This is a genomic window from Paenibacillus thalictri (assembly GCF_004307995.1).
In the GTDB taxonomy this organism is placed as follows: Bacteria; Bacillota; Bacilli; order Paenibacillales; family NBRC-103111; genus Paenibacillus_AF; species Paenibacillus_AF thalictri.
In genome coordinates this window covers 376402-400425 of the sequence record NZ_SIRE01000004.1, presented here as the reverse complement: position 1 = coordinate 400425, position 24024 = coordinate 376402, and the positions used below count along the sequence as shown (strand labels likewise).

19 protein-coding genes and 1 pseudogene are annotated in these 24024 nt (G+C 51.3%); 14 read left to right on the top strand and 6 right to left on the bottom strand.

Annotated elements, in window-relative coordinates:
• Positions 1–113: 113 nt before the first annotated feature.
• Entirely contained in the window at positions 114–287 is a 174-nt protein-coding gene (locus EYB31_RS40095) for a hypothetical protein (protein WP_165452253.1), read from the bottom strand.
• 178 nt (positions 288–465) lie between these two features.
• Between EYB31_RS40095 and EYB31_RS06270 the strand changes: the two genes are divergently transcribed.
• From EYB31_RS06270 to EYB31_RS06245, 6 genes are all read left to right on the top strand, one after another.
• A complete protein-coding gene (locus tag EYB31_RS06270) occupies positions 466–1911 on the top strand; it encodes a spore germination protein (RefSeq protein ID WP_131012423.1) in 1446 nt (481 codons plus the stop codon).
• The gene (locus tag EYB31_RS06265; RefSeq protein WP_131012422.1) at positions 1908–3092 is read left to right on the top strand and encodes a Ger(x)C family spore germination protein; all 1185 of its coding nucleotides are present in this window, start codon (positions 1908–1910) and stop codon (positions 3090–3092) included. The genes EYB31_RS06270 and EYB31_RS06265 overlap by 4 nt, the downstream gene beginning before the upstream one ends.
• Complete coding sequence (locus EYB31_RS06260) at positions 3089–4195, top strand: GerAB/ArcD/ProY family transporter (protein WP_131012421.1); 1107 nt, start codon at positions 3089–3091, stop codon at positions 4193–4195. The genes EYB31_RS06265 and EYB31_RS06260 overlap by 4 nt, the downstream gene beginning before the upstream one ends.
• A 428-nt stretch (positions 4196–4623) precedes the next feature.
• Complete coding sequence (locus EYB31_RS06255) at positions 4624–5484, top strand: NAD-dependent epimerase/dehydratase family protein (protein ID WP_131012503.1); 861 nt, start codon at positions 4624–4626, stop codon at positions 5482–5484.
• A 52-nt stretch (positions 5485–5536) separates the two neighbouring features.
• Complete coding sequence (locus EYB31_RS06250) at positions 5537–6511, top strand: aldo/keto reductase family protein (RefSeq protein WP_131012420.1); 975 nt, start codon at positions 5537–5539, stop codon at positions 6509–6511.
• Positions 6512–6603: 92 nt separating this feature from the next.
• Positions 6604–7623 carry an aldo/keto reductase gene (locus EYB31_RS06245; protein ID WP_131012419.1) on the top strand — a complete coding sequence of 340 codons (1020 nt, stop codon included), beginning with the start codon at positions 6604–6606 and terminating at the stop codon, positions 7621–7623.
• 700 nt (positions 7624–8323) lie between these two features.
• On the opposite strand, the gene EYB31_RS06240 is transcribed toward EYB31_RS06245, so the two are convergent.
• Positions 8324–9148 (bottom strand): WYL domain-containing protein, encoded by an 825-nt coding sequence (locus EYB31_RS06240; RefSeq protein ID WP_131012418.1) that lies wholly within the window; start codon positions 9146–9148, stop codon positions 8324–8326.
• Entirely contained in the window at positions 9135–10445 is a 1311-nt protein-coding gene (locus tag EYB31_RS06235; protein ID WP_131012417.1) for a helix-turn-helix transcriptional regulator, read from the bottom strand. Before EYB31_RS06235 ends, EYB31_RS06240 begins: the two co-directional genes overlap by 14 nt.
• A 361-nt stretch (positions 10446–10806) precedes the next feature.
• On the opposite strand from EYB31_RS06235, the pseudogene EYB31_RS06230 reads away from it, so the two are divergent.
• From EYB31_RS06230 to EYB31_RS06205, 6 genes and pseudogenes are all read left to right on the top strand, one after another.
• A pseudogene (locus EYB31_RS06230) lies at positions 10807–11593 on the top strand (nucleotidyltransferase domain-containing protein).
• Between the two features lie 107 nt (positions 11594–11700).
• Positions 11701–12927, top strand: a complete 1227-nt coding sequence (locus EYB31_RS06225) for an RtcB family protein (RefSeq protein ID WP_131012416.1) — start codon at positions 11701–11703, stop codon at positions 12925–12927.
• A gap of 743 nt (positions 12928–13670) precedes the next feature.
• Positions 13671–15092 (top strand): RtcB family protein, encoded by a 1422-nt coding sequence (locus EYB31_RS06220; protein WP_131012415.1) that lies wholly within the window; start codon positions 13671–13673, stop codon positions 15090–15092.
• Entirely contained in the window at positions 15093–16427 is a 1335-nt protein-coding gene (locus tag EYB31_RS06215) for an AAA family ATPase (protein WP_240762119.1), read from the top strand.
• A gap of 189 nt (positions 16428–16616) precedes the next feature.
• Positions 16617–17186 (top strand): RNA 2'-phosphotransferase, encoded by a 570-nt coding sequence (locus EYB31_RS06210; RefSeq protein ID WP_131012414.1) that lies wholly within the window; start codon positions 16617–16619, stop codon positions 17184–17186.
• Between the two features lie 4 nt (positions 17187–17190).
• Positions 17191–17985, top strand: coding sequence for a TatD family hydrolase (locus EYB31_RS06205; RefSeq protein ID WP_131012413.1), 795 nt, complete (start codon positions 17191–17193; stop codon positions 17983–17985).
• A 124-nt stretch (positions 17986–18109) separates the two neighbouring features.
• On the opposite strand, the gene EYB31_RS06200 is transcribed toward EYB31_RS06205, so the two are convergent.
• Positions 18110–18832, bottom strand: a complete 723-nt coding sequence (locus EYB31_RS06200) for an amino acid ABC transporter ATP-binding protein (RefSeq protein ID WP_131012412.1) — start codon at positions 18830–18832, stop codon at positions 18110–18112.
• Positions 18819–20282: an ABC transporter substrate-binding protein/permease gene (locus EYB31_RS06195; RefSeq protein ID WP_131012411.1), complete on the bottom strand. Its 1464-nt coding sequence runs from the start codon at positions 20280–20282 to the stop codon at positions 18819–18821. Before EYB31_RS06195 ends, EYB31_RS06200 begins: the two co-directional genes overlap by 14 nt.
• A 302-nt stretch (positions 20283–20584) precedes the next feature.
• On the opposite strand from EYB31_RS06195, the gene EYB31_RS06190 reads away from it, so the two are divergent.
• On the top strand, positions 20585–22075 hold the full coding sequence (locus EYB31_RS06190) for a L,D-transpeptidase family protein (RefSeq protein WP_131012410.1): 1491 nt from the start codon (positions 20585–20587) through the stop codon (positions 22073–22075).
• 168 nt (positions 22076–22243) lie between these two features.
• Here EYB31_RS06190 and EYB31_RS06185 read toward each other — a convergent pair whose 3' ends face one another.
• Positions 22244–23143, bottom strand: a complete 900-nt coding sequence (locus tag EYB31_RS06185) for a LysR family transcriptional regulator (RefSeq protein WP_131012409.1) — start codon at positions 23141–23143, stop codon at positions 22244–22246.
• A gap of 227 nt (positions 23144–23370) precedes the next feature.
• Here EYB31_RS06185 and EYB31_RS06180 point away from each other — a divergent pair, with 227 nt between their 5' ends.
• Positions 23371–23994, top strand: coding sequence for an ankyrin repeat domain-containing protein (locus EYB31_RS06180; protein ID WP_131012408.1), 624 nt, complete (start codon positions 23371–23373; stop codon positions 23992–23994).
• Positions 23995–24024 lie beyond the last annotated feature (30 nt).

The window sequence follows — 24024 nt, the reverse complement described above, 5'->3', positions numbered from 1 at the left end:
CTACAGTGTAAATTTTCTTGTAAATTCCAAATAAAATGAATATTCCCAAAATGACTTGCGTGGGGCTCAACTAACGCTATGCGACGCTGGGACGCGCACTCAACTTTCGCAGGCTAGCGCTGCTTTTTTAACATCCGGTAATTTTGAATGATTCGTTTCCCGTTCATGGCATACCAGACAATGCCCGGCAGCAGAAGATTGACGATCAGAACAAGCCAGACAACCGACCACATAAACCATTCGGTATTAATCACCTGTTGATACAACCAGGAGTGATAGAAATCCATATGTTGCGGCTCCTTTCTTGCCGATGCGGTCAAATCAGCTTGTGGTTATTTTAAACAGGGAATTTACATTTTATACCATATAGGGAAAGGGGGGCGGAGGGTGCCGTCCGTACAAGACCGTCTGCAAAAGGCTTTCAGCTCATGCTTATCTGAAAACAAGACAGTTCTCGATGAAATAATGGGGCAAAGCGCTGATGTGCAGAAGCGTGACTTTTTGTACTGCGGTAACGCCGCATACCCCGGAATTTGCTGTTATGTAGACGGGATGGCGGATACGGCGATTGTGGACTCCGTATTAAAAACGCTTGTCTGCAACAATATGAGTCAGGACCCGGAATTGCTGGAGACGGCCGATTTAATCCAAAAGAGCTTGTTGTTTCAAGCCTCTGTGACCGCGTGTTCCAGCCTGAACGAAGGCGTAAAAGGCGTTTTATCCGGAGATACGCTGATTGTAATCGAAGGCATTCAACAAGCCCTTGTTGTCGGTACAAGGGGCTGGAAGGAAAGAAGCGTCGAAGAGCCCTCCTCGGAAAACAACGTGCGCGGGCCAAGAGACGGCTTCACGGAAAGTATCCGCATCAATACCGCCCATGTCCGCAGACGGATTAAAGACCCGCAACTGCGTTTCGACGCTATGGTGATCGGCACGCGGTCGCAAACGGACATCAACATCGCCTATATTCAGGACCTGGTCAAAGAAGGGCTTGTCGAAGAGGTCAAACGCCGGCTTGGCCGCATCAAAATTGACGCTATTCTGGAGAGCGGCTATCTCGAAGAGTTGATCGAAGATGCGCCTTTTTCCCCGTTTAATACGGTACAAAGCACGGAGCGGCCGGATAAGGTGGCTTCCGCTTTACTCGAAGGCAGGGTCGCCATCTTCTGCGATACGACACCGGTTGTCCTGATTGTGCCGACTTTTTTCTGGCAATTCATTCAGGCGCCCGACGATTATTATAATCGTTATTGGGTCGGCACGTTTTTTCGCTGTGTGCGTTATTTGGCTTTTCTCATCAGCTTAACGCTGCCGTCCGTGTACGTGATGCTGGTCTCGTTCCATCATGAAATGATTCCGACGTCGCTGGCGCTGACGATTGCTTCCGGGCGCGATGTCGTGCCGTTTCCGGTGCTGCTTGAAGCCGTATTAATGGAACTGGCTTTTGAGTTAATGCGCGAAGCGGGGCTACGTATGCCCAAGCCGATCGGACAAGCGGTCAGTATCGTCGGTTCGCTGATTATTGGACAAGCCGCCGTTCAGGCAGGCCTGGTGTCACCTTTTATGGTTATTGTCGTGGCCATTACGGGTATTTCTTCCTTCGCCATTCCCAGCTATTCGTCTTCGTTGGCGATACGGATTTTCAGGTTCCCTTTATTGATCGCTTCGGGCTCGGCCGGCTTGTTGGGATTTTCCGTGATCTTTTTTGCGCTATTGCTTCATGCGCTTTCGATCCGGTCGTTTGGCGAATCTTATTTGACGCCGCTTAGCCCATTCCGCCCATCCGATCATCGCGACATGATAATGCGGCTGCCGCTGTGGATGCTGGATTACCGGCCGGAGTTCGCACAAGATCAACAGCGTATGGGCAATCAGCTAAAGCCGGAATCCCCCAAGGACGGCGGATCATGAAACGGCATACGGTACTGGTAGTCATTTTGCTGGCCGCTTGGCTGTTAACCGCTTGTACCGGGTTGCGGCAGATCAATCAACTGGCTATCGTGACCGCTGTGGGATTGGATGTCGGCGAGCAGCCCGGAAGCGTCAAACTGTCTGTGCAAATCGTACGTCCGGCGGACGCCCGCGGTCAAACCGGCGCTCCCGCTGGCGGGACCGGCGAGCCGATCTATTCGGTCAGTGCCGAAGGAAAGACCATTTTCGAAGCGATCCGCAATCTGGGACGTTTTACCTCACGTCGTGTGTACTGGGCGCACAACTTTCTCATCGTTATGCATGAAGACTATGCCCGAAGAGGCATTGCGGATATGGTCGATTTTTTTACCCGCAATCATGAGCTGCGTATGAACACTTGGGTAGCGGTGACTTCGGATAAGCCCGAAGAGCTGATATCTACAGTAACCGGACTGGAGGTTGTTCCGGGTGAAGCGGTGGATCGGCTGTTTCGGGATAACCACGTGGTAGGACTCGCACCGGGCACCAACATGATGAACTTGGAGGAAGCATTTTTAAGTTTGTCTACCGAACCGGTGATCGCCAGGCTTCAGCTTAAAGATAGAGGTATATCCAATAAGAAGCCGGAGGAGCATGGATCGATCAAACAAGTCGAATTGGCGGGGGCGGCCGCTTTCAAAAGAGATAAGATGATCGGCTGGCTTTCCCCCAAGGAAACCCGCGGGTTGTTGTTCTTTCTGGAAAAGCTGGATCGAGGGGTCGAGGTTGTATCGTGCTCGAACAGCAAAGAGAAATTGACGGTTGAATTTAACAATGCCGACTTGAAGGTCACACCGTTATACCGCAATCAAAAACCGCAATTTCAAATCCGGCTGACTGCCCGTGCGGATGTTGTGGAGAGCGGCTGCGACGTGCCTTTGGAAGGAATTCGCACACATATTGAAGAGCAAGTGGAGCAGCGTCTGAAATCCAAAATCGAAGACGTCCTGAATAAGGCGCAGCGGCAGTATCACTCCGATTTCTTGAAGCTGGGAGACGTTTTTCGCAATAAATACCCGGTGGAATGGCATCGGATAGGAAAAACTTGGGATGTTACTTTCTCTGAGGCGGAGATGACGGTTCAAGTCCAGGCCGCTATCAAAAACACAGTGCTCAAAGCTGCGGGGTCGGGTATCAAATGAAAATTCAGATCACTAACGGCATGTTTATTGCAATGATCGTCAACGTGATTTTTGCCAAGGCGATTGGAGTCACACAAGGGGTGATGGCGCGGGCCGTTGGCCAGGATATGTGGATTGCCACGCTTCTTGCCACATTGCAGGGCGTGCTTGTGATGTATATAACGTATCTGGTTATTCGAAAAGCGCCGAATCTCGATTTTATCACGGTCGCTCAAACTTTGCTCGGCGGATGGTTTGCCAAAGTCGTGGCCGCTTTGATCTTCATATTTTTCCTAGCGGCTTTTGGCCCGATTATGATTACATTTGTATATCATTTGCAGGAATATTTTTTGCCGGAAGCCCCTATCACGTTGTTTATAGTATCGTCTCTGCTGGTCGGCGCATTGGGCTGTTATTACGGGTTGGAGGTGATGGCGCGGATCGCGGTGATCGGGCTGCTGTTTATATTCCTGCTGAATGCGCTGATCATTTTGGGCTCCACTCAGGAGTTCGATATCCGCAACCTGCTTCCTGTGCTGGAGTCCGGACTGCCTCGTACCTTTGAGGCGAGTTTTCATTACGATGCGGATTGGGCGCTGGCAACGATGTCGGCGGCACTCATTATGCCCATGTTAAAAAATACGGCGCAGCGCGGCGGACAACTGGGCATGCTCGGTATTTTGCTCAGCGGGACATTGGTTGTCATCTGGTCCATCCTGGAGGGGGCCGTCCTCTCGGCAGAGGTAACCAGTCAATATACGGTATCCTGTATGAAACTCGCCCGCAACGCCCACATCGGCACGTTCTTGCAGCGGTATGAGATGATTATGATCGCGTTGTATTCGTTATCGGTTTTGTTTGAGGTGATGATCTGTTTGTACGGAACATCGGTCAGCGCCGCGCAAATTTTCGGGCAAAAAAACAGCAAGACCATGATTTTTCCAGCCGGTATTGTACTTGGACTATTTGGTTATTGGATCATCGAAGATCATTTCCGGGCGATGCATTATTTGGAGCATTATTGGCCGCAAATCGCACTCTCCATCTCCGTCGGTTTACCGCTGGTTCTGCTTGGTCTGGTCACCTTGCTCGGGCGCAAACTGAAACAGGCTGGGTCCAATTGACGGTCGTTCAAAAAAGTCCCTTCTTGCTTGTGAGGCCGCTGAAAAAGTGAACGCTGTATGAGCGAATCATGCTTACGATCGCCAATTGCCCCCGAATTTCTTAAATGATACCTGTTTGCGGCAGGTGAAATTCGGGGACAAAAGCGAACGCTGGCGCTTCTCCAGCATGATTTCGCTCACTTAAGCTACTTTTTTAGTAGCCTCCTTGTTTTTTTGGGACGGGCTTTTTTGGCATGCACTTTATTATCGATACGTGGAGAGCGGCCCCCAAATGCACTAACCTAAAGGTGAGTAAGATTCAAAAAGTTGATTATATCAAGAAAAAGTCACTACTTTCGCATCCATTGGAATGCCCCTATAATGGCTATGTGCACCGGTCGAAAAAACCGGCTTAAGCCGCCGGACGAGTGCTAAGAGGAGGAAGCATGTTGAAGAAAGTTGTAGTTACCGGCGGGACAGGCCGCCTTGGAAAATGGGTCGTCAAAGAATTTCTCGAACACGGGTATGAGGTCGTTAATGCCGACGTTCAACTGCCACAGGAGAAACTTTGCAAAACGGTGATCGCCGATCTGAAAAATTTGGGCGAGGTATACGGAGTTTTGGCCGGAGCGGATGCCGTTGTCCATCTGGCGGCAATCCCGGTGGCCTATTCGCATCCGAATGAAGTGACTTTTCAGAATAATGTCATGTCCACATACAATATACTTGAGGCGGCGGCAGGTTTGGGCATTCAAAAGGCGGTTATCGCATCCAGCGAATCCTCGTACGGACTCGTATTTGCCGTCAAGCCGTTTGCCCCCAACTATGTGCCGCTTGATGAGGAGCACCCGCAGCAGCCTCAGGACTCGTATGGGCTTTCGAAAATCGTAAACGAGCAGACTGCAAAAATGTTTCATGAGCGGACCGGCATGCAGGTGGTGTCTTTCCGCTTGGGGAATGTCATCTCTCCCGAGATGTATCAGAACTTTCCCGGCTTCATTCACGATCCCGAGCAGCGCAAGCGGATTCTGTGGAGTTACATCGACACCCGCGACGCGGCGGCGGCATGCCGTCTGGCGGTCGAAGCGGACGGGCTTGGCGCGGTTGCGCTGAATATCGCCGCCGATGAGACCAGCATGGATATCCAAAGCCGCGATCTGATGAAAGCGGCATATCCGGATGTGCAGGATCTGCGCGGCTCGCTTGAAGGTTACGAGACGTTGTTCAGCAATGCAAAAGCGAAAAAGCTGCTGCAATGGCAGCCGATCCACTCCTGGCGTAATTATGTTCCTGCCGGGGACGGCAAGTAGGCATAAACCGTGGGTGCGGTATCATTTTATATAAACGGAGGACGGATGAACGATGAAATACAGACGTTTGGGAAACAGCGGCGTGAAGGTCAGCGAAATTGGGCTTGGCAGCTGGCTAACCTACGGCACCGCCGTCGATAAGCAAAGCGCGGTGGAATGCGTACATAAAGCGTATGAGCTGGGCATCAACTTTTTCGACACCGCTAACGCTTACAATCGCGGAGAGGCCGAAATTGTGCTTGGCGAAGCGCTGGCTCCCTTCTCCAGAAGCAGTTATATGCTTGCGACCAAAGTGTATTTTCCGATGGGAGACGGGCCTAATGACAAGGGGCTTTCCCGCAAGCACATTATGGAGCAATGCGATGCCAGCTTGAAGCGACTTGGGGTCGACTATATCGATTTGTACCAGTGTCACCGCTACGATGCGGAAGTACCTGTCGAGGAAACGCTGCGTGCACTGGACGATCTGGTCCAGCAGGGCAAAATCCTCTACGCCGGTGTGAGCGAATGGAGCGCAGCGCAAATTACCGATGCGGCGCAGCTGTCCAAACAGCTCCATCTGCATCCGCTTGTTTCCAACCAGCCTATCTACAACATGCTCGTGCGCTATATTGAAAAAGAAGTGATTCCGACAAGCGAGCGTTTTGGATTGGGGCAAGTTGTGTTTTCGCCGCTTGCGCAGGGCATTCTGACAGGGAAATATAAGCGCGGGGCGGCCGTTCCTGCGGATAGTCGGGCTACAAACGAAGAGACGAACCGCTGGATCAAAACATACCTGCGCGACGATGTGCTGGGATGTGTGGAACAGCTGGAAGGTATCGCCAAAGAACTGGACATCAAGTTGTCCCAGCTTGCATTAGCTTGGGTTCTCAGACAACCGGGAGTCAGCTCGGCGATCATTGGGGCCAGCCGGGTATCGCAGGTGGAGGAGAATGCGGCGGCGTCCGACTTGGCAGTGCCGGAGGAAGTATTCATCCGAATCGAACATATTTTGAAGCAAATCGACGGATTTGTGCCGCTTTGGTAATTCGAGCGAATTGTCCGGGGCTGCCGGAGTAAATCCAAGCTTGGAAGGCCGCTTGCTTGGCCGATGTAAAACTTTTTGGGGAGGTATTTATAATGAACTATCGCCATTTGGGGAAAACAGGTCTGAGGGTCAGTGATTTATGCTTAGGCGCCATGACGTTTGGCCGTGAAACAAGCGAAGAAGACAGCTTCCGGATTATGGACCGGTTTGTCGCATCGGGAGGCAATTTCATCGACACCGCCGATGTGTATACGCAGGGCTCCTCGGAGGAGATCGTCGGCAGATGGCTGAAGGGTCAAAAACGCGACGATGTCGTCATTGCCACCAAGGTGCGTTTTGCGATGGGCAGCGGACCCAACGACGTCGGACTGAGCCGGAAGCACATATTGGCAGGTGTGGAAGCAAGCCTGCGCCGCTTGGGGACGGATTATATCGACCTATTTCAAGTGCATGCCTGGGATCCGAAGACTCCGCTGGAAGAGACATTAAGCACGCTCAACGATCTGGTAAGGCGAGGAGTCGTGCGTTATATCGGGGCAAGCAACTTCCGAGGCTGGCAGCTGCAAAAAGCGATCGATTTGAGCAAACGGCACGGATGGGAGGCGTTCACATGCCTTCAGCCTCAATATAACCTGCTGTGCCGGGCGACGGAATATGAGCTGATCCCGGTGTGCGAAAGCGAAGGCCTCGGGGTCATCCCGTGGAGTCCGCTCCGCGGAGGCTGGCTCAGCGGCAAATTCAAGCGGGGGATGGCTGAGCCGCCTCAAGACAGCCGTGTCGCAATCGCCGAGGAAAAAGGCTGGGGCGAGAAGTGGAGCACCTACAACAACGAGCACACGTGGAACGTGTTGGATGCGCTGTTCAGCGTAGCCGAGCAGGCGGAGAAAACGCCGGCCCAAACCGCGCTCAACTGGCTGCTGCAGAAGCCGGGCGTAACCGCGCCGATTATCGGCGCCCGCACGTTGGCGCAGCTGGAGAGCAATCTGGGAGGAAGCGGCTGGTCGCTGACCGCGGAGCAAATCGCGCAGCTTGATCAGGCAAGCGCCATGCCGGTGACGTACCCTTACGATGCCGCTGCCGAAAGGCAGCAAAGCAACGGCAGAAACTATTGAAAGTTCAAAATAAAAAGCCGCCCTTCGGCAGCTTATGGTACAATATGGTAGACAAGTACGGTGGATAGGTCCGCGGCGTTGCCTCTCACAAGGGGGTGATTGTCTCGGACACGCTCGATACGCTTTACTTTTTCATCAAAGTAGTAGCCACATTACTCAGCCTATGGTTCAGTTTGCGGAAGCTACATAGGTGGATACGTAAACGCGCAAAGAGAAAACCACCGTTCAAGGGTTGACCGACCTACGGTGGTTTTCGTGTAGTTGTAAAACTTACGCGCGCCGCGGTTGTTCACCGCTTGTCAAAGAGGGTCATGTTGGCGCATGACTCTCTTTTTATTTTATACTTGCTTTTATCATAACATACGTGATGTGAGTGTCAATGAGTATGCTGGGAAAATAAGGGTAGCCCCATTCCGAATAGTGTGCTTTCAAACGTTAATGAAGTATGTATATAAATTGAATAAATGACTTGGAAGCCCGTTCCGTTCCGAAAGGGATTATTTTGCCGTTTCGGACAGCTTGTTTTGAATTCCTTTTATTGAATAGGCCTGCGAATTGCAGGAATTCAAAGCCAAAACTCGCCGGCAAAACAATTCCCTTTCTCCACTAAGTTCTTCCTGGAAGTTCTTGTGTTCAATTTATATAGTTTCCAATAAGTTGAGCACTAGCGCCCAAAAAATAACAGTTATTTGCCCCATGCCTACGATGTCAGCTCCTCGCTATCCTCCATAGCCTGGTAACGCTCCAACGCTTTGGTGGAGGCTTCCAGCATCCGCTTTTTTAAATAATCGCCTTCGATGACCCGAACCCGTTTGCCAAGAAAACGGATCTTGGAAAGCAGATATTCCGCTTCATCCCCAAGCAGCCGCACTTTGACATGGTAACAATCGCTTGCTTCGTCGTATTCGACGTCTTTCTCGAAGCAGGAGAAGGCGTAAAGAATACGCGACAGCTCCTTGTTATAACCTTGGACCACCTGAATGACGGTCTCGATTTTTCGTGATTCCAGCGTCTCGGCGAAATGGCGCAGAATCCGGTCCGCTCCGGCAGGAGAAATGGGCTCGGGAGCAATGGAGATAATTTTACTCAGCCGTGTGGTCATCAGGGCGTGATGCCTGAGATGGTACCATAGGAGGTACCATTCGCGCTTGACCATCGAATACTCCAGTTTGTAGGGCAGCCCCGAGTGATCGTAATTGATTTGCCCGCTCCTGATCTCATACGTCATCCGAACGGCACTTTTTTGCATAATATATCGTCGCAAGCCGCGGAGGAGCGGGTGGTATACTTGCCTCTCCATACTCCGGGCCTTCTCGATAAAATGGTTCGCGGTATCCATCGTCTGATCCCCGCTCAAGATCGCTCGCAGCTTCTTGAGCGTCTCCGCCGTAAACGCTTCGGACGCCGCAGGGTGCTCCAGCATCGTTTTCAGCCAGGCTCTTTCGTGCGAGGTAGCCATAAACGTGCCCGAATCCTCGAGCCGCGAAATGATCTGGTAGTTAAAAATTTTTTCAAACAGATTCATAATAGCTCTGAATCTCCTTCCACTCATCGATCATTTCTTTGCGCAGCCAGGCGGGAGCCAACACGACACAGCTGGACCCGAAGCTGCGCAGCCACGGCCTGATTTCGGTTGTGCCGTTAACCGTAATTTCATATATAAACGATTGCTCATCTTCATGCACGATTTCGCCCCACTGCCCCTGCAGCAGCACCCTTTCTTTGACGAAGTTAGGCTGGGGGCTCTCGGGGCTAAAAAAACGCGCCCGCACTTTAACCGGTCCTCCCGTGTCGATCAGCCAGCTGAACTTCATTTTCTGCTCCAACTCCGCGATTTTCCGTGCGAACAGCTCATCCGGAACAAGCTCGGCATCTTCGATTTGGGTAATTCCCTCCATGCGGTATTTGCGGATTCCTTCTCGGCCGCTGGCCAGCAAATACCATCTGCCGTACTGATGGTCGTAAACGACCTTGAGCGGCAGCACCTTTTCCGCCTTGCCCTCCGCATCGCGCTCGAATAAAGGGTTGGTGTTTTTGGCGGCATAACTTTTTTCGGTTTTTGGTGAAAAATACATAAACTTCACCTTGCGGCGGCTGCGGATGGATGCAAGCAACGTAAATAAATGCGCTTCATCCAAAATTCGCGAGTAGTAGTGGTATTTGTACAAAAAAGGTTCGATGGCGTGTTTTTCAGCGCGGTTTCGCAGCAAATGTTTTTTTAGGCCATCGCGCAGCAAGTATCCCTGTACCGAAGGAACCTGAGTGTTCGCCATCACATCGACAAAATCGTATAAGTCATAAAGCTCCTCCTCCGACAGCTCCCGGACAAAATCGTTTTGAATGCGGTAGCGGTAAGGTCGAGGGCCTGGTTCTTTACGGATGACTCCGACTTCTTCCAAATATTTAAGATCCGACCGGATCGTTTTTTCATCGGGGAGCAGGGCATTGGACGGCAGACCGCCGCAGATTACGTCCATCAATTCCATAGCAGTCAAAGCTTGTTCGTTTAAGGACGCCAATATGAGCGAAACCCGCTGCGATTCCGATTCCTTGAGCGATTTGGCGCGGAACAACAGGAGCAGCGCCGGATCGGCGGATTCGTAATAGCTGTAGCGCAGCGTCTGCGCAAATTGCTTGCTTTGCTCCTGCGGCAGCTGCTGGGATAACGTGCCGGCGATGTCCTTGAGGCGCCGGGTTGTCTTGTCAAAGGTATGTACGGAGATGCCGAGCCGGTCAGCAAACTGCTGTCTGCTGTAGGCGCCGCTTGTCAGCACAAGCATGCGCAGAAACTGAATTTCTTTATCGAAGCTTTCTCTGGCCACCTTAACCCTCCGTTCGCTGTAAAGCTGCTCCCTTCCATTGTAACAGGGGATGGATTTGGACGAAATGGGAAACTTTCTCTGGCGTCGTAATACTTTCGCCATGTTCGTATGTACAAAAATAAGCGAAGATGATACCAGAAGGCCGATACGTGAAAGCGAAAGCAAAAGTGAAAGCCAACATCGATTATCGAGGCGCCTGGAAGGGATACTTCGAGCTAATCGACCCATGAATTCCCCGGACGCGACGTTTGTGGCTTTTGCCAAAAGCGGCCGCAGTGCAGTTAGCAGAGAGCAATAGCAAGGCGGCAATGAGGTAGCTTGAATGCAGCAAGAAATCAGCAAAATAAAGGGGGAACCAGCGATGTCCGATGTCAGGAGTCAAATCTTAGAGGAGTTAACCGCAATCGAGCAGGAGGAGGGCGTGCGGATATTGTATGCCTGCGAATCGGGCAGCCGGGCGTGGGGGTTCCCTTCCAGAGACAGCGATTATGACGTAAGATTCATATATATCAGGCCGGTGGAGTGGTACTTTATCGGTATGGGAAAAGCGGGACGTCATCGAGCGGCCGATCAGCGATAAGCTGGATATCAATGGTTGGGATTTGCAGAAAGCGTTAAAGCTGTTCCGCAAGTCGAACCCGCCGCTTCTGGAATGGCTGCAGTCCCCGATTGTTTATATGGAAAACTATTCGGTAGGTGAACAAATCTGCGGCTTTGCCCCTCGTGCCTTCTCGCCAAAATCGTGCATGCATCATTATTTGCATATGGCCAAGGGCAACTATCGGGAGTATTTGCAAGGGGAACAGGTGAAGATCAAAAAGTATTTTTATGTATTGAGGCCGGTTTTGGCCTGTAAGTGGATCGAGACATATACAACGATGCCGCCGATCGAGTTTCAACGCTTGGTCGATGCCTTGGTGCCGCAAGAAAGCGAGTTGAGCCAAGCGATCGACGACTTGTTAACCCGCAAGAAGGCGGGCGAAGAATTGGATTATGAGCCGAAAATCAACGTGATCAACGATTATTTGGAAAAGCAATTGGTTTCCTATGATCGTGTAGTATCGGGCATCCCGGCCGCTGGGAAAAGTCAGGACAGTTGGCTGGACCCATTGTTTCAATCGGCGCTGAAGGAAGTATGGTTGAAGTAATAAACCGAATTGAATAAGTTGAGCCAAAGCACTTCCCGGAAAAGGATGGTGGAGAAAGGGAATTGTTTTGCCAGCGAGTTTTGGTTTTGAAAAAGGAGTGAAATAAAGTGGCTTATCAAGTGATTGACGGCGTTCGCGTGTGGGGGAAACCCGACGAAGGAGCGCTTGTTCAAGCAAAAATGTGCGCGGAAACGGGCAATGTGGTTCAGAGCCTGCTCATGGCGGATCATCATAAAGGTTACAGTCAGCCGATCGGCGGGGTGGTCGTATATGACGGCCAAATCTCCCCTTCCGGTGTCGGATACGATATTGCTTGCGGCAATAAAGCGGTAAGGACGCATTTGCGGCTGGAAGATGTGAAACCTCACATTTCCCGGCTGATGGATGAGATTGCTCGAAAAATTTCGTTTGGCATAGGACGGGTCAACAGCGAGAAAGTCGATCATGATTTGTTCGACGATCCAGATTGGGCGGTATACTCCGCTGTCGGCAAGCAGGAGCACGATAAGCTGAAGACGCTGGCCCGTGACCAGCTAGGTACGGTCGGCAGCGGCAACCATTTTGTCGATGTGTTCGCAGAAGAAAGCACGGGCTGCATCTGGGTTGGCAACCATTTCGGCAGCCGGGGTTTTGGTCATAAGACGGCCAGCGGCTTTCTGAATTTGGCCGCGGGAAGAGAGTTTCTGGGGAACGCTCCCGGCGAGAAAATGGATCAGCCACCGGTGTTGTTTGATCTGAACAGCGAGCTTGGCGACATGTATAATCGGGCGATGAAACTGGCCGGACGTTATGCTTATGCCGGACGCGATTACGTGATCAGGCAAGTGCTGGCGATCTTGGGAACAACGGCTGATTTTGAAGTGCATAACCATCACAATTTTGCCTGGATCGAACAGCACGAAGGCAAGGAAACGGTCGTCGTGCGTAAAGGAGCTACACCTTCCGCTCCCGGCCAGATCGGATTTATCGGCGGCAGCATGGGTGATATCTCCGTTATCGTCAAAGGCAAGGATACGGAGGAAAACCGCGACGCCTGCTACAGCACCGTTCATGGCGCGGGACGCATCATGAGCCGGACGCAGGCGGCCGGGAAGATGAATTGGAAAACCCGCTCGCGCAGCGGCGGTCAAATCCCCGCGGCGCAAATGCTGGAGGCGGTACGCGATTTCGGCGTCGAGCTGCGCGGCGCGGGAACCGACGAAAGCCCGTTTGTGTATCGCAAGCTGCAGGACGTATTGGATGCGCACGCGGAAACGATTGAAGTGCTGCATGTGCTGAAGCCGATTGGCGTATGTATGGCCGGGGCGGATGAGTTTGATCCGTATAAGGATTAATGGGGTTTATTTTATTTGATATGGGGGTTTTACTTTAAAAATTCTATTGTCGTAATACGTTCACCATGTTCGGGAACTGTCACATATGGGATGATACTATCTAAGAACATTGGTCAAAGCATTCTTCAGGCTATTGCCGTCCTTCCTTCTACACTTATCTGAAAATCATTAAAGTGGAGGCTTGTTTGCAACAGACAATGGAATCACACCTTATGACACTAGCACAATTATGTCCGCGTTCATTGCTTAATTAAGGCAGATAGGAAAACACCGCTATAACCATTCTTTCCGCAGCCGGCATATTGACGTTAATAGAAAATGGATGGTAAGATACGGTAAATCAATCGAAAGGAGGCCGATGGCTATGATTCGCATTCATAACAATCTTTTGACAACTGCAAACAGCTTCATTCCATCGGTCTTCAGCGGACTTGTGACGGTGAAATAGGGGTATTTTTCATATTCCCGTTTCTTGAAAGTTAACATGTGCGGCCATAGACGGTGAGGGTCTATGGCTTTTTTGCGTTCAAAAAAACGTGTGCGAAACGAAAGGGTGATTCCAATGCAAGCTGGTTTACATGAATATATCGGCAAAGAAGAGGCAATTCGACAAACAACTATTTACGAAAAAGCGGCCCGACAAGCCATGTCCCCCGAGAAAACATCTGTTGCCGTAAGGCACGGAGTATTCCGGAAATTAAGGAAACGGGTTTGGGGTACGAAGAAAGGGAAGAACAAGATTTATGAACGAAAACTATTATCGGCAGGTGCAGCTCCCATCCGGAGTGGTGCACGTATATGCAGGGGATACCCTGTTTAAGGGGTTGGATTATAAAATATTTGAGATGGCTAACAACAATTTGCAAATTCCGCACCAAGTGTATATGAGCTATACCCCGGACGTGCATGTGGGTGTAGGAACGTGTATCGGAACAACTGCGGTATGGAACGCCGCCGACGGCTACGTATCGCCTTCGATCGTCGGAAGCGATATCGGCTGCGGTATGAGGGTTCATTTGACGAATCTGCACAAGGATGACTTGAAGGAAGTGAAGCTGCGGCGCAAACTCGTCAAAGCAATCGAAAAATATTTGCCGGTCGAAGATCATGCGAGGGGGCATTTCTCCGATATTCGGCTGGAGCATGTGGTGAAGAAAGGGCTGCACGGCTTGCCGAAAAAATACATTCCCGACGGGTACACGCCACGCAAGGCGACTTCGCTTACCCATGTGGAGAGCAGCAAACTTGCTTTGGACGAAGCGGCGCTGGATTTGTTTCCGGAGAAAGTATGGCATCGTTCGCACCGCCAGCTGGGGACGCTAGGCAACGGCAACCATTTCGCCGAAGTTCAATTCATCGAAATTGCCGAGGACCAGCGGGAAATAGCCGAAGCATGGGGGCTGTTCGACGGCCAAGTTGCGGTTATGATTCACTCGGGTTCGCGGGCCTGGGGCGGCTCCGTCAGCCAATATTGCGGGAGTCTGCTGGCCAAAATGATGCGTGCCGAGGGGCTTGGTGCAGCCGATCCGCATTTGCTTTTCGCTCCGCTCGACCATCCGCTGGCCCGGATGTACGTGAATCTGATGTATTCCGCATTAAATTATGCGGTCGTCAACCGGCATCTTATCGCTTATGCGATCCGGGAAGCGGGCAAGGACGTATTCGGGTCCAAATTCGAGATGACAACGTTGTACGATCTCATGCATAACTATGCGTGGGAGGAGGAGCACGAAGGGCAGGCCTATTTTATCCACCGTAAAGGGGCTACCAGAGCGCTGCCGGCCGGTCATCCGGCCAATCCGGAGCCATATCTAGCTACCGGCCATCCGGCACTTATTCCCGGCTCCATGGGAACAGCCTCATATATCATGGTCGGCTCCCCGGGGGGAAGGGCCAACTTCCATTCCATCTGTCACGGTGCGGGAAGAATCCGCTCACGCAGCGCGACCAAGCGACTCATCACATTAAACGAGTTCGCCTCGGCGATGAAGGTGGGGACGGACGAAGAAATTGTAGTCAACCAGAAAACGCTGGAGTCGATTTTGGATGAATCGCCCCAAGCGTACAAAGATGTAGATCAAATTATCGAAAGCGTCGTAGGGGCGGGCTTGGCCCGGGTCGTAGCCAAATGCAAGCCGATGGCGGCGGTGAAGGGTGCAAAATAAATGATGACAAACAAAGCAAATACAATGATGCAAAATAAACGAAAACCGATATTGAAAAATGAAATGGCCCTTGTCTCCCCGGCCGTAACCGACGGCTGCACGTTGACTGCTTATCACGATTACGCGCATGTGTTGATGCGAATCCAGACGGTGCTGGAGGAGAATTACAACATGTCGTTCAAGCTGTATGCAAGCGACGGCGGGAGAGAGGATTACTGGGATCTGCTGGAGATGGACGTAAAATCTTGCGATCCCGCCGTGCAGCTTGTCACCCGTATTTTCGATTATATCGAATCAACAGCATTTAGTCTGGAAGAGGGTCGTAAAGATGCAAGCTACGAGATCTATCCTGTGCTGATGAACCATGTTTTTGCTTACCCGGGCTGGGGCGTCGCTTTGGCGCGAGTGCCGATGTTTCGAGCTCATGGGATCGGTTGGAGTGATATGATGTGGGCGGCGGGCGACGCCAGCCTGAAAAGCTTCCTGGACCATTCCCGCAAGCGCCGCCGGGACTTGGACCGCAGTCAGGTGACCGTGTTTACGGACGGACCGGACGGGGTGGAGAAGGAGCTTTCCCCGATTACCAAAATGGTGGAGCGCACGGACGTTGTCATGGGTGACGATGTCAAAAAGGAAATATACCGTTCGATCGATCAGTTTTTTGCTCAGGACCGGCAGTTTTTTCATGAATACGCTATTCCCTATAGAAGAGGGATTTTGCTTTACGGCAAACCCGGCAACGGTAAAACAACCTTGGTCAAATCGATCGCCGGCAGTGTGAAGGCTCCAGTCGCTTATTGGCAAATAACCGAATATACAAACAGCGATTCGATTCAAGAGGTGTTCCAGGCTGCGGCCAATATGGCTCCGATGATCCTGGTTATTGAAGACATCGATTCGATGCCGGAACGGTCGCGGTCGTATTTTTTGAACTTGCTCGACGGAGCGACTTCACGGGAAGGGATCTTTTTGATCGGGACGACGAATTATCCGGAAAAAATCGATCCGGCGTTAATGAACCGGGCGGGAAGGTTTGACCGTGCCTATGAGATTAAGCTGCCGGATGCGGAGCTCAGATTCACTTATTTGCGGCAGACAGGGCTTGGTAAGCTGCTGACCGAAGATATGCTCAGAGAAACCGCGAGGCTGACCGGCGGATTTACGTTCGCTCAGTTAAACGAGCTGTACGTATCCGCTGCGCTGGAATGGCATTATGAGCGGACAACAAATGTGGAGAAGCTAGTCAAAACGATGAAAGCCGATCTGCACAAAGGCCAGACCCAAACATGGATGAAGGAAACTTCGGAAACAAGAGTCGGGTTTATCGCGACTTGAACCGCGAGATGTGTGTAGAGGCGATAGGCCACGGTGCAGCGTCGGAACGCGCATTTGGAGTTCGCACGAGATGGAAAAATGTGATTAAAGACAGTCGCGCTGCATAACGGTATCGCTGACGAATGAAATTCGCCTCGCACCCGCCCGGTCCGAGTTGTTTTCAGGACAGAAATATAGGAAGTGATTATTATGTTAAACGAAAGACAGGAAACAAGCTTAAGCAAGCTGATGAGCAAAATGCTGCGGCATTCGCCGGAGCCATTCGGCCTCAGACTCGACGCTTCGGACGGGTCCAGTACGCTGGAGGAGCTGCTGGAGGCTTTGCGCAAGGAGGCCAGATGGTCCGGGCTTACGATCGAAGACATCGAGCGGACTGTCCGTCATTGCGAGAAGCAGCGTTATGAAATAACGGACAGTCGAATCCGCGCACGTTACGGGCACAGCCATGGCAAAATCAGCTATCCGGCTGCAAATCCGCCTGTGACGCTGTATCACGGAACAAACGTCAAAGCCGCCCCGCGCATATTGACGGAAGGCATCCGGCCGATGAACCGGCAGTATGTGCATTTGTCGGAAGGGCTTCATTTTGCCGAGCTTGCCGGCCGCAGAAGAGGGGAGCTTGTCATATTGGCGGTTGATACGGCCAAAGCGGTGCAGATGGGAGTTGTTTTTTACGTCGCGGGCAACGAGGTTTGGCTTGCCGACGAAATTCCCGCCGTATGCTGCCGCGTATTCGACCATAACAACGGAGGAACTTAAAAATATGAATCAGCAAACAATTGATATTGGAATTAATCTGATGCACCGCTCCTTTCACCAGGACCGCGACTTGGTTGTTGCCAGGGCAGAGGCGGCAGGAGTAACACCGCTGATCCTGACAGGGACGCATGAGCGAAACAGCGAAGAAGCGGCTCGTTATGCCGCTCGTTTTCCCGGCAAAATGTATGCGACAGCGGGGATCCATCCTCATGACGCGCGCAACTGCACGGATCAGACGATACAGAAGCTGCGCCGTCTGGCATCGCTCCCTCAAGTGGTTGCTGTCGGCGAATGCGGGCTTGATTATAACCGGGATTTTTCGCCGCGCGAGGTGCAGAGGAAGTGGTTCGAAGCGCAGATCGAGCTGGCGTGCGAACTGCGGATGCCGCTTTTTCTGCACGAACGGGAGGCCCATGGCGATTTTGTCCACATGCTCAAACCGTATTCAGGACGCATTCATAAAGCCGTTGTGCATTGTTTTACCGGGACCGCTCAAGAGCTGGAAGTGTACTTGAATATGGGATTTTATATCGGTATCACGGGCTGGATTTGCGACGAACGCCGGGGCAAGCATTTGCGGGAGCTGGTTAAAAAGATCCCTTTGAACCGGCTGATGATCGAGACGGACGCGCCGTTTTTGACGCCGCGAGATTTGCAGGTGAAGCCGCAGGACGGGCGCAACGAACCCGCCTTTTTGCCGCATATAACGCAAGCGGCGGCGTTTTGCTTGGGAATTACGGCTGAAGAAGCGGCTCAGGCGACGACAGCAACGGCTAAGGAATTTTTTGGGCTAGAGTAAAAGCATAGCGGGCAAGTAGTAAAAGCAAAGCGAGAAGTAAAGTGGGGCCGTCGCGCGGGTCTTTTCAGACCTGCGGGAACGGCCCCAATCTTTAGGCGGGAAAACCTTGCTATAAAAGTTCTTACTATAAAACCTTCGCCAAAAAATCCTTCGTGCGCGCGTTGGAAGGATTTCCGAACACCTGCTCAGGCGTCCCTTCCTCCACAATCACACCTTTATCCATAAACACGATCCTGTCGCCGACTTCTCGGGCAAAACCCATCTCATGAGTCACGATGATCATGGTCATGCCGCCTTTAGCCAGCTTCTTCATGACATCCAGCACCTCGCCGACCATCTCCGGATCAAGCGCAGAGGTCGGCTCGTCAAACAGCATCACATGCGGCTGCATCGCCAAGGCGCGCGCAATGGCAATCCGCTGCTTTTGCCCGCCGGAAAGCTGGGACGGGTACAGATTCTTTTTGTCTGCCAATCCGACGGTATGCAGCAGCTCCATCGCGGTTTTCTCCGCTTCGGCGGTGGACATGCCTTTCACCTTAATGGGGGCAAGGGTCAGATTTTGCAAAACGGTTTTATGCGGAAACAGATTGAAATGCTGGAACACCATGCCCATTTTCTCGCGGGTGGCGTTAATGTTGTGGCCGCGGGCGGTGATGGACTCGTTCTCAAATCGAATTTCACCGCCGCTCGGCTGCTCCAGCAGGTTGATACAGCGCAGAAAGGTGCTTTTTCCCGAGCCGCTTGGCCCGATGACAACAACAACTTGGCCGCTTGTGATGCTGATGTCGATTCCTTTGAGAATTTCCGTTTTCCCGTACGATTTGCGCAAATGTTTAACGGTGATCACTTGCTCCGAGCCTCCTTTCCCATACGCCAAGCAGCTTGGACAGCAGGAACGTCAATACGAAATAAATCGCCGCGGCAATAATGAACGGGCTAAGTCCCTTGTAGGTGATATTTTTCACGATCCCCGCCTGGTACATAATGTCCGCCATCCCAATTACGGATATAATGGACGATTCTTTAATAATCGTAATAAACTCGTTCCCGATCGCGGGAAGCACGGTTTTGAACGCCTGCGGTAAAATAATATGGCGCATCGCCAGCCCCCTGCCCATCCCCAACGAACGGGCCGCTTCCATCTGTCCGCGGTCCACGCCTTGAATGCCCGCACGGAAAATTTCCGCCAAATAAGCCGAGCTGTTTAAGGACAGTGTAATAATCCCCGACTGCAGCGGGGTAAAATTGATGCCCAAGGTTAACGCGAGCCCGTAGTGGATAATCATAAGCTGCACCAGCATCGGCGTTCCGCGCAATATCTCGACATACGTTGTGCCCAGCCAGGTTATGGAACGGATGCCCGACATCCGCAGCAGGCTGATGAGCAGGCCGATAATGAAACCGAACAGGACGCCAAGAGCCGACAACAGCAAGGTGTAGCTGAGGCCAAGCGCATAATAGCTGCGGTATTCCCAGAACGTTGTGAATATATTGCTGGGCGCTTGCTGCTTTTCGACAGAAAGCTGGCTCGCCTGTTTTACCATCTCCGCAATACGGTTCTCGCTTTTCAGCCGGGCGATCGTCGAGTTGACTTGGGCCAGCAGTTCCTTGTTGCCTTTGCGAATGCCGATGGCCGCTTGTACGGGCGCATCGTCAGGAACGGCATCTGCAAGCGTAACCGTCCTGTCCTGTAAGTAACCGATAGCTACGGTATCTTCCAAAATGACGGCATTTACCCGTTTGGTCTGCAATTGCAGAACAAGGTCCGGTATGCGGTCCAAAGACGTAATAACAATCCCGGGAATGGACTGCGCAATTTCCTCTTGAATGGAGCCTTTTTGCGCGCCGATCTTATCTCCCTTGAGGTTGTCTATCGTCCTATAGAGCTCCTTGTCTTCGGAACGAACCATGACAACTTGCTTGGATTGGTAATAGTTGTTCGAGAAATCGATGCTTTGCTTGCGTTCGTCCGTTGGCGTCATGCCGGATATGACCAGATCCACCCGGCCGCTCTGCAAGGCGGGCAGCAGGGCATCAAAGCTCATATCTTCGATAACAAGCTTCACTCCCATGTCTTTGGCGATCTCACGCGCAATATCGATATCGAAACCTACAATCTGGTCTTTGCCGTCTATCGTTTTATGAAATTCATACGGCGCAAACTCGGCGCTGGTACCGAGCACAACAGTTTTCTGACGTTGGCTGTCGGCTCCATATGCGGTCATTACGGGAAAACCGGCCAGCAGCACAATCATCATCAACAACAAAAGAGCCGTACGACGGTAAACTTTGTTCAACCTGTTTCTCTCCTAACTTGTAATATGGCATGAACCCTGGAAAATTATAAAGGAGTGTGAATGAATATGCAATTTACCAATTGTGGTTCACGACCCGCTATTTACCAATACCCCGCATACCCTCGAGTTATTTCGATAGAAGTTTTTTCAATTGTTCTTATTGACTAGATACAAAACGTATCGTAAGATTATATGTAAACGACTTGTCGACTAGAGGTAATAGCGAGTTTTAGAAAATCTCCTATGATAAACATGTCCTACTTGATACTAAATGTATCATTTTAGAAAATGGGGTGTTCACGGTGAATCCAATTAAGAAGCGTTTTAAAAGTCACTTGGTTGACGGGCTGGAGCATCTTCAAAAAAATCTGCATATCAACCGCAACGATCCTATGTATTATGAAAAGGTTATCCGTTACATGGACCCTAAATCAACGGAAGCGCATTACAGACTAGGTCAAAAATATGAACAGCGAGGCAATATGGACAAAGCGCTGTTTCATTACAACGAGTGTATGAAGACATATCCTTCGCCTTATTATTACGATTCGGCAAGCGCCATTCGCAAGCTGGGAAGGAAAAATTCGCCCAAGGCGGTTTCCGAGCCGCCGGTCTTTCATAAGGGCGGCGCTTCGTTAACGCCATTTTGGAAAATAGTACTAGTCTCTCTTTTGCTGCTGAATCTTATGTTGTTAGGGCTGTATTTGGCGAAGGGTACGGTTTCCAAAACGGTCTCTGCACTTAAGCTGTGGGGCATAGGAAGAGAAATCACTTTCGAAAGCGTGGATGTGCCCTTTATTATGTATCTTTCCAATAACAAGCCGCAAAAAGACATTGAATATGACATATACAACAAAGCTTTGGAATTGGCAAAAGCGAATCTCGGGCAAAATGTCCAGATTTACGGAATTGCTTATAATGGCCCCAATCCCGAACAAAATACGGTTCCTATGGCGGATCAGACGTGGAAAACGAAAGCTTTTGTCGTTGCGGAGTATAATGCGGCCCATGACCAAAACGTAAAAATCCGCTATCTCCAAGCGGATTTCCAAAGGTTAAAACCGCTGACGGAAGCAGGGGCGAATCTCGTCCGTACTGCGCTCGAGGCTTATATATCCGATAACGGCGCCCCGCCGGATACGCTGGACAAGCTGGCAGCGGATTATCCGCACAATTATTTAAGCTTCATCCCGAAAGAAATTCAATCAGGCTCCAATCAAATCGTCAAGAAATACGACGGTCTTGGCGGGTGGGTGTTCGACTCGTCTACTAAGCAGATTAGCGATATGTTTTATCCTAACGTTACAGGCCCCCCCAATTCGCAGATGGCGGATTTCGAGCCCTTTCGGTTAGTGGTGGGCAAAAGCGACCATATGCTTCAACTATTGTCGGGCTCCACGCTGCTCGCGGAGAAGCAAGTTGGGCTCGGGGCAGATGACTTAACGCCGGAAGGAGTTTTTACCGTTGTGGATCGGGTAAAGGAACCCCGAGGCAAGCAGCCGAATGTTTATGGAAGTGCCGCCCTTGGCATGGGAAGTTTAGCTGTACACGGCACCAATGCTCCCGATTCGATCGGAAAAAATCTGTCTTTGGGCTGCATCCGTATGACGAACGAGGATATGGAAGAGCTGTATCCTTTTGTTCCTAAAGGAACCCAAGTATTTATCGGCGATCGTATTCAGACCCAACCGAACGCCGCTTCCGCCTTATGGAATCCGGAAGGGCTTTCCCCTTCTGAAACGAGCCGTGCGGTTGAAACGGCGAAAAATGCCATATTCCACTGGTTGGGATAATCTCTTAACGTAAAACAGCGATGCTGCGGTTTGACATGGAGCCAGACGGGCGATGTACCGGCAATGCGGCGATTTCCGAAATCGGATATCGCATGGCAGTTCAGCCGATCGTCCCCCGTTTCCTTCATGTAAAGCCGTTTTTGGCGTTTTGGAAACAATACGGGCGGGTTAATCGGAAGTTTGGCGGTTACCCCAATCCGCGCAAAGCGCGGCGAAGTTTTGCGCAGCTTTCGAGAGATGATGGTCTTTCAGCCAGATCAGCGCCGATGAGGTGGACAAACTTGCATCCGTGAGTTCGTACGATTGCAGCGGAAGCGCTTTGTGGAACCGGAGCACGGATTTCGGCACGACAGTAGAACCAAAGCCGGAGGCGACCAGTTCAAATAGTGTCGTAATGTCCGAACATTCGCAGATCAGATTCGGATATAAACCGGAGCGCGAGAAAGCGTCGAGCACAAGCCGGTATACGCCCATGCCTTCTATGCTGGGTAAAATAAGCGGTGTGTCGCGGATATCCGTCAGCGCAATATCGGTTCGACCGGCAAAAACATTGCCTTTTTCAGCTGTCACGAAACAATAAGGCTCCGACTGCAGCTGCAGGAAGGAGAAATCGGACAAATCAATCGGTACGCGCACAATAGCCAGCTCGATGGCCCGTTCCCGCAGCATTTTGCACAACTGGCCGGACTCGTTTTGACGGATGGCGTAGACGATTTTTGGAAACTGCCGGCGAAAAACGCTCAGCATCTGCGGAAGCCGGTCGTCAGACAGCGTGTTCACGCCGATCCGCAGCTTGCCACTGTGTCCGCTGCCTGTTTCCTTAACCTCTTCGATGGTTTCGTCAAGCTGCTTAACGATTGCGACAGCTCGTGTATAAAGCAGCTGCCCGGCTTCGGTCAGCTCCAAATATTTACCCGTACGTCCGACCAGCGCCGTGCCGAGCTCCTGCTCCATCAGTCTGAGCTGCTGGCTGAGCGGCGGCTGAGCCATATGCAGCCTGCGGGCGGCGGCGGTAATTTTCCGTTCTTCGGCGATAGCGATAAAGTAACGGAGCTGCCGTATATCCATGTAAGGAAATCCCCTTTCCTATACGCAATACGTATACAAATCGAATGAAACTAATATTATCCATATAGTATATCTCATGGTAGCATAAACGTATATGCACACAAAAGGAGTGGCGATTCGGTATGCGGACGCTCCGGTTTCTTGATTGTTTTTATGTGACAGGCATCGTTTTGCTACTATTTTCAGCTGTCACGGGATGCCAATATGAACCGAAAGAAGTGACCGTTATGCAAGCTAACACGGACGATACGATGAATAAAAATACAAAGCTGCTGGAAGCGGCGGCTAGCGGCGATACCGCTGCCGTAAAACGTTTGCTGAACGAAGGAGCCGCGATCAATATTCAAGATGAAAACGGCAGGACGCCGATCATGGCGGCTGCGCGCAATAACCGTGCAGATACGGTGAAAGCGCTTATTGAAGCCGGGGCGGATATCAATCAGCGGGACCGCATTTCGGATAATCCGCTGCTGTATGCCGGGGCGGAAGGGCTACTCGATATTGTCAAACTGATGATTGATGCCGGAGCGGACCCGACGCTGACCAATCGTTACGGAGGCACGGCGCTGATTCCAGCTTCGGAGCGGGGCCATGTAGCGGTCGTCGAAGAACTGCTGAAAAGATCGAAAGTTAACGTAAACCATATTAACAACTTGGGCTGGACCGCCTTAATGGAAGCCGTCGTGCTTGGCCGCGGGGGCAAGGAACATCAGCAAATCGTACAACTGCTGGTCGAATATGGAGCGGATGTGAACATCCCGGATAAAGACGGCATTTCTCCGCTTACCCATGCGAAAAATCGGGGATTTCACGAGATCGTGCGTATATTGGAGAAAGCGGGAACGCGATAACAGAAATCGACATAGTTCATCTCGGATATG

Coding starts and splice junctions, on each gene's coding strand:
- EYB31_RS06205 (WP_131012413.1), top strand. CDS start 17,191: ATGAATCAGCAAACAATTGATATTGGAATTAATCTGATGCACCGCTCC.
- EYB31_RS06180 (WP_131012408.1), top strand. CDS start 23,371: ATGCAAGCTAACACGGACGATACGATGAATAAAAATACAAAGCTGCTG.
- EYB31_RS06185 (WP_131012409.1), bottom strand. CDS start 23,143: ATGGATATACGGCAGCTCCGTTACTTTATCGCTATCGCCGAAGAACGG.
- EYB31_RS40095 (WP_165452253.1), bottom strand. CDS start 287: ATGGATTTCTATCACTCCTGGTTGTATCAACAGGTGATTAATACCGAA.
- EYB31_RS06215 (WP_240762119.1), top strand. CDS start 15,093: ATGATGACAAACAAAGCAAATACAATGATGCAAAATAAACGAAAACCG.
- EYB31_RS06270 (WP_131012423.1), top strand. CDS start 466: ATGGGGCAAAGCGCTGATGTGCAGAAGCGTGACTTTTTGTACTGCGGT.
- EYB31_RS06265 (WP_131012422.1), top strand. CDS start 1,908: ATGAAACGGCATACGGTACTGGTAGTCATTTTGCTGGCCGCTTGGCTG.
- EYB31_RS06250 (WP_131012420.1), top strand. CDS start 5,537: ATGAAATACAGACGTTTGGGAAACAGCGGCGTGAAGGTCAGCGAAATT.
- EYB31_RS06245 (WP_131012419.1), top strand. CDS start 6,604: ATGAACTATCGCCATTTGGGGAAAACAGGTCTGAGGGTCAGTGATTTA.
- EYB31_RS06210 (WP_131012414.1), top strand. CDS start 16,617: ATGTTAAACGAAAGACAGGAAACAAGCTTAAGCAAGCTGATGAGCAAA.
- EYB31_RS06220 (WP_131012415.1), top strand. CDS start 13,671: ATGAACGAAAACTATTATCGGCAGGTGCAGCTCCCATCCGGAGTGGTG.
- EYB31_RS06260 (WP_131012421.1), top strand. CDS start 3,089: ATGAAAATTCAGATCACTAACGGCATGTTTATTGCAATGATCGTCAAC.
- EYB31_RS06240 (WP_131012418.1), bottom strand. CDS start 9,148: ATGAATCTGTTTGAAAAAATTTTTAACTACCAGATCATTTCGCGGCTC.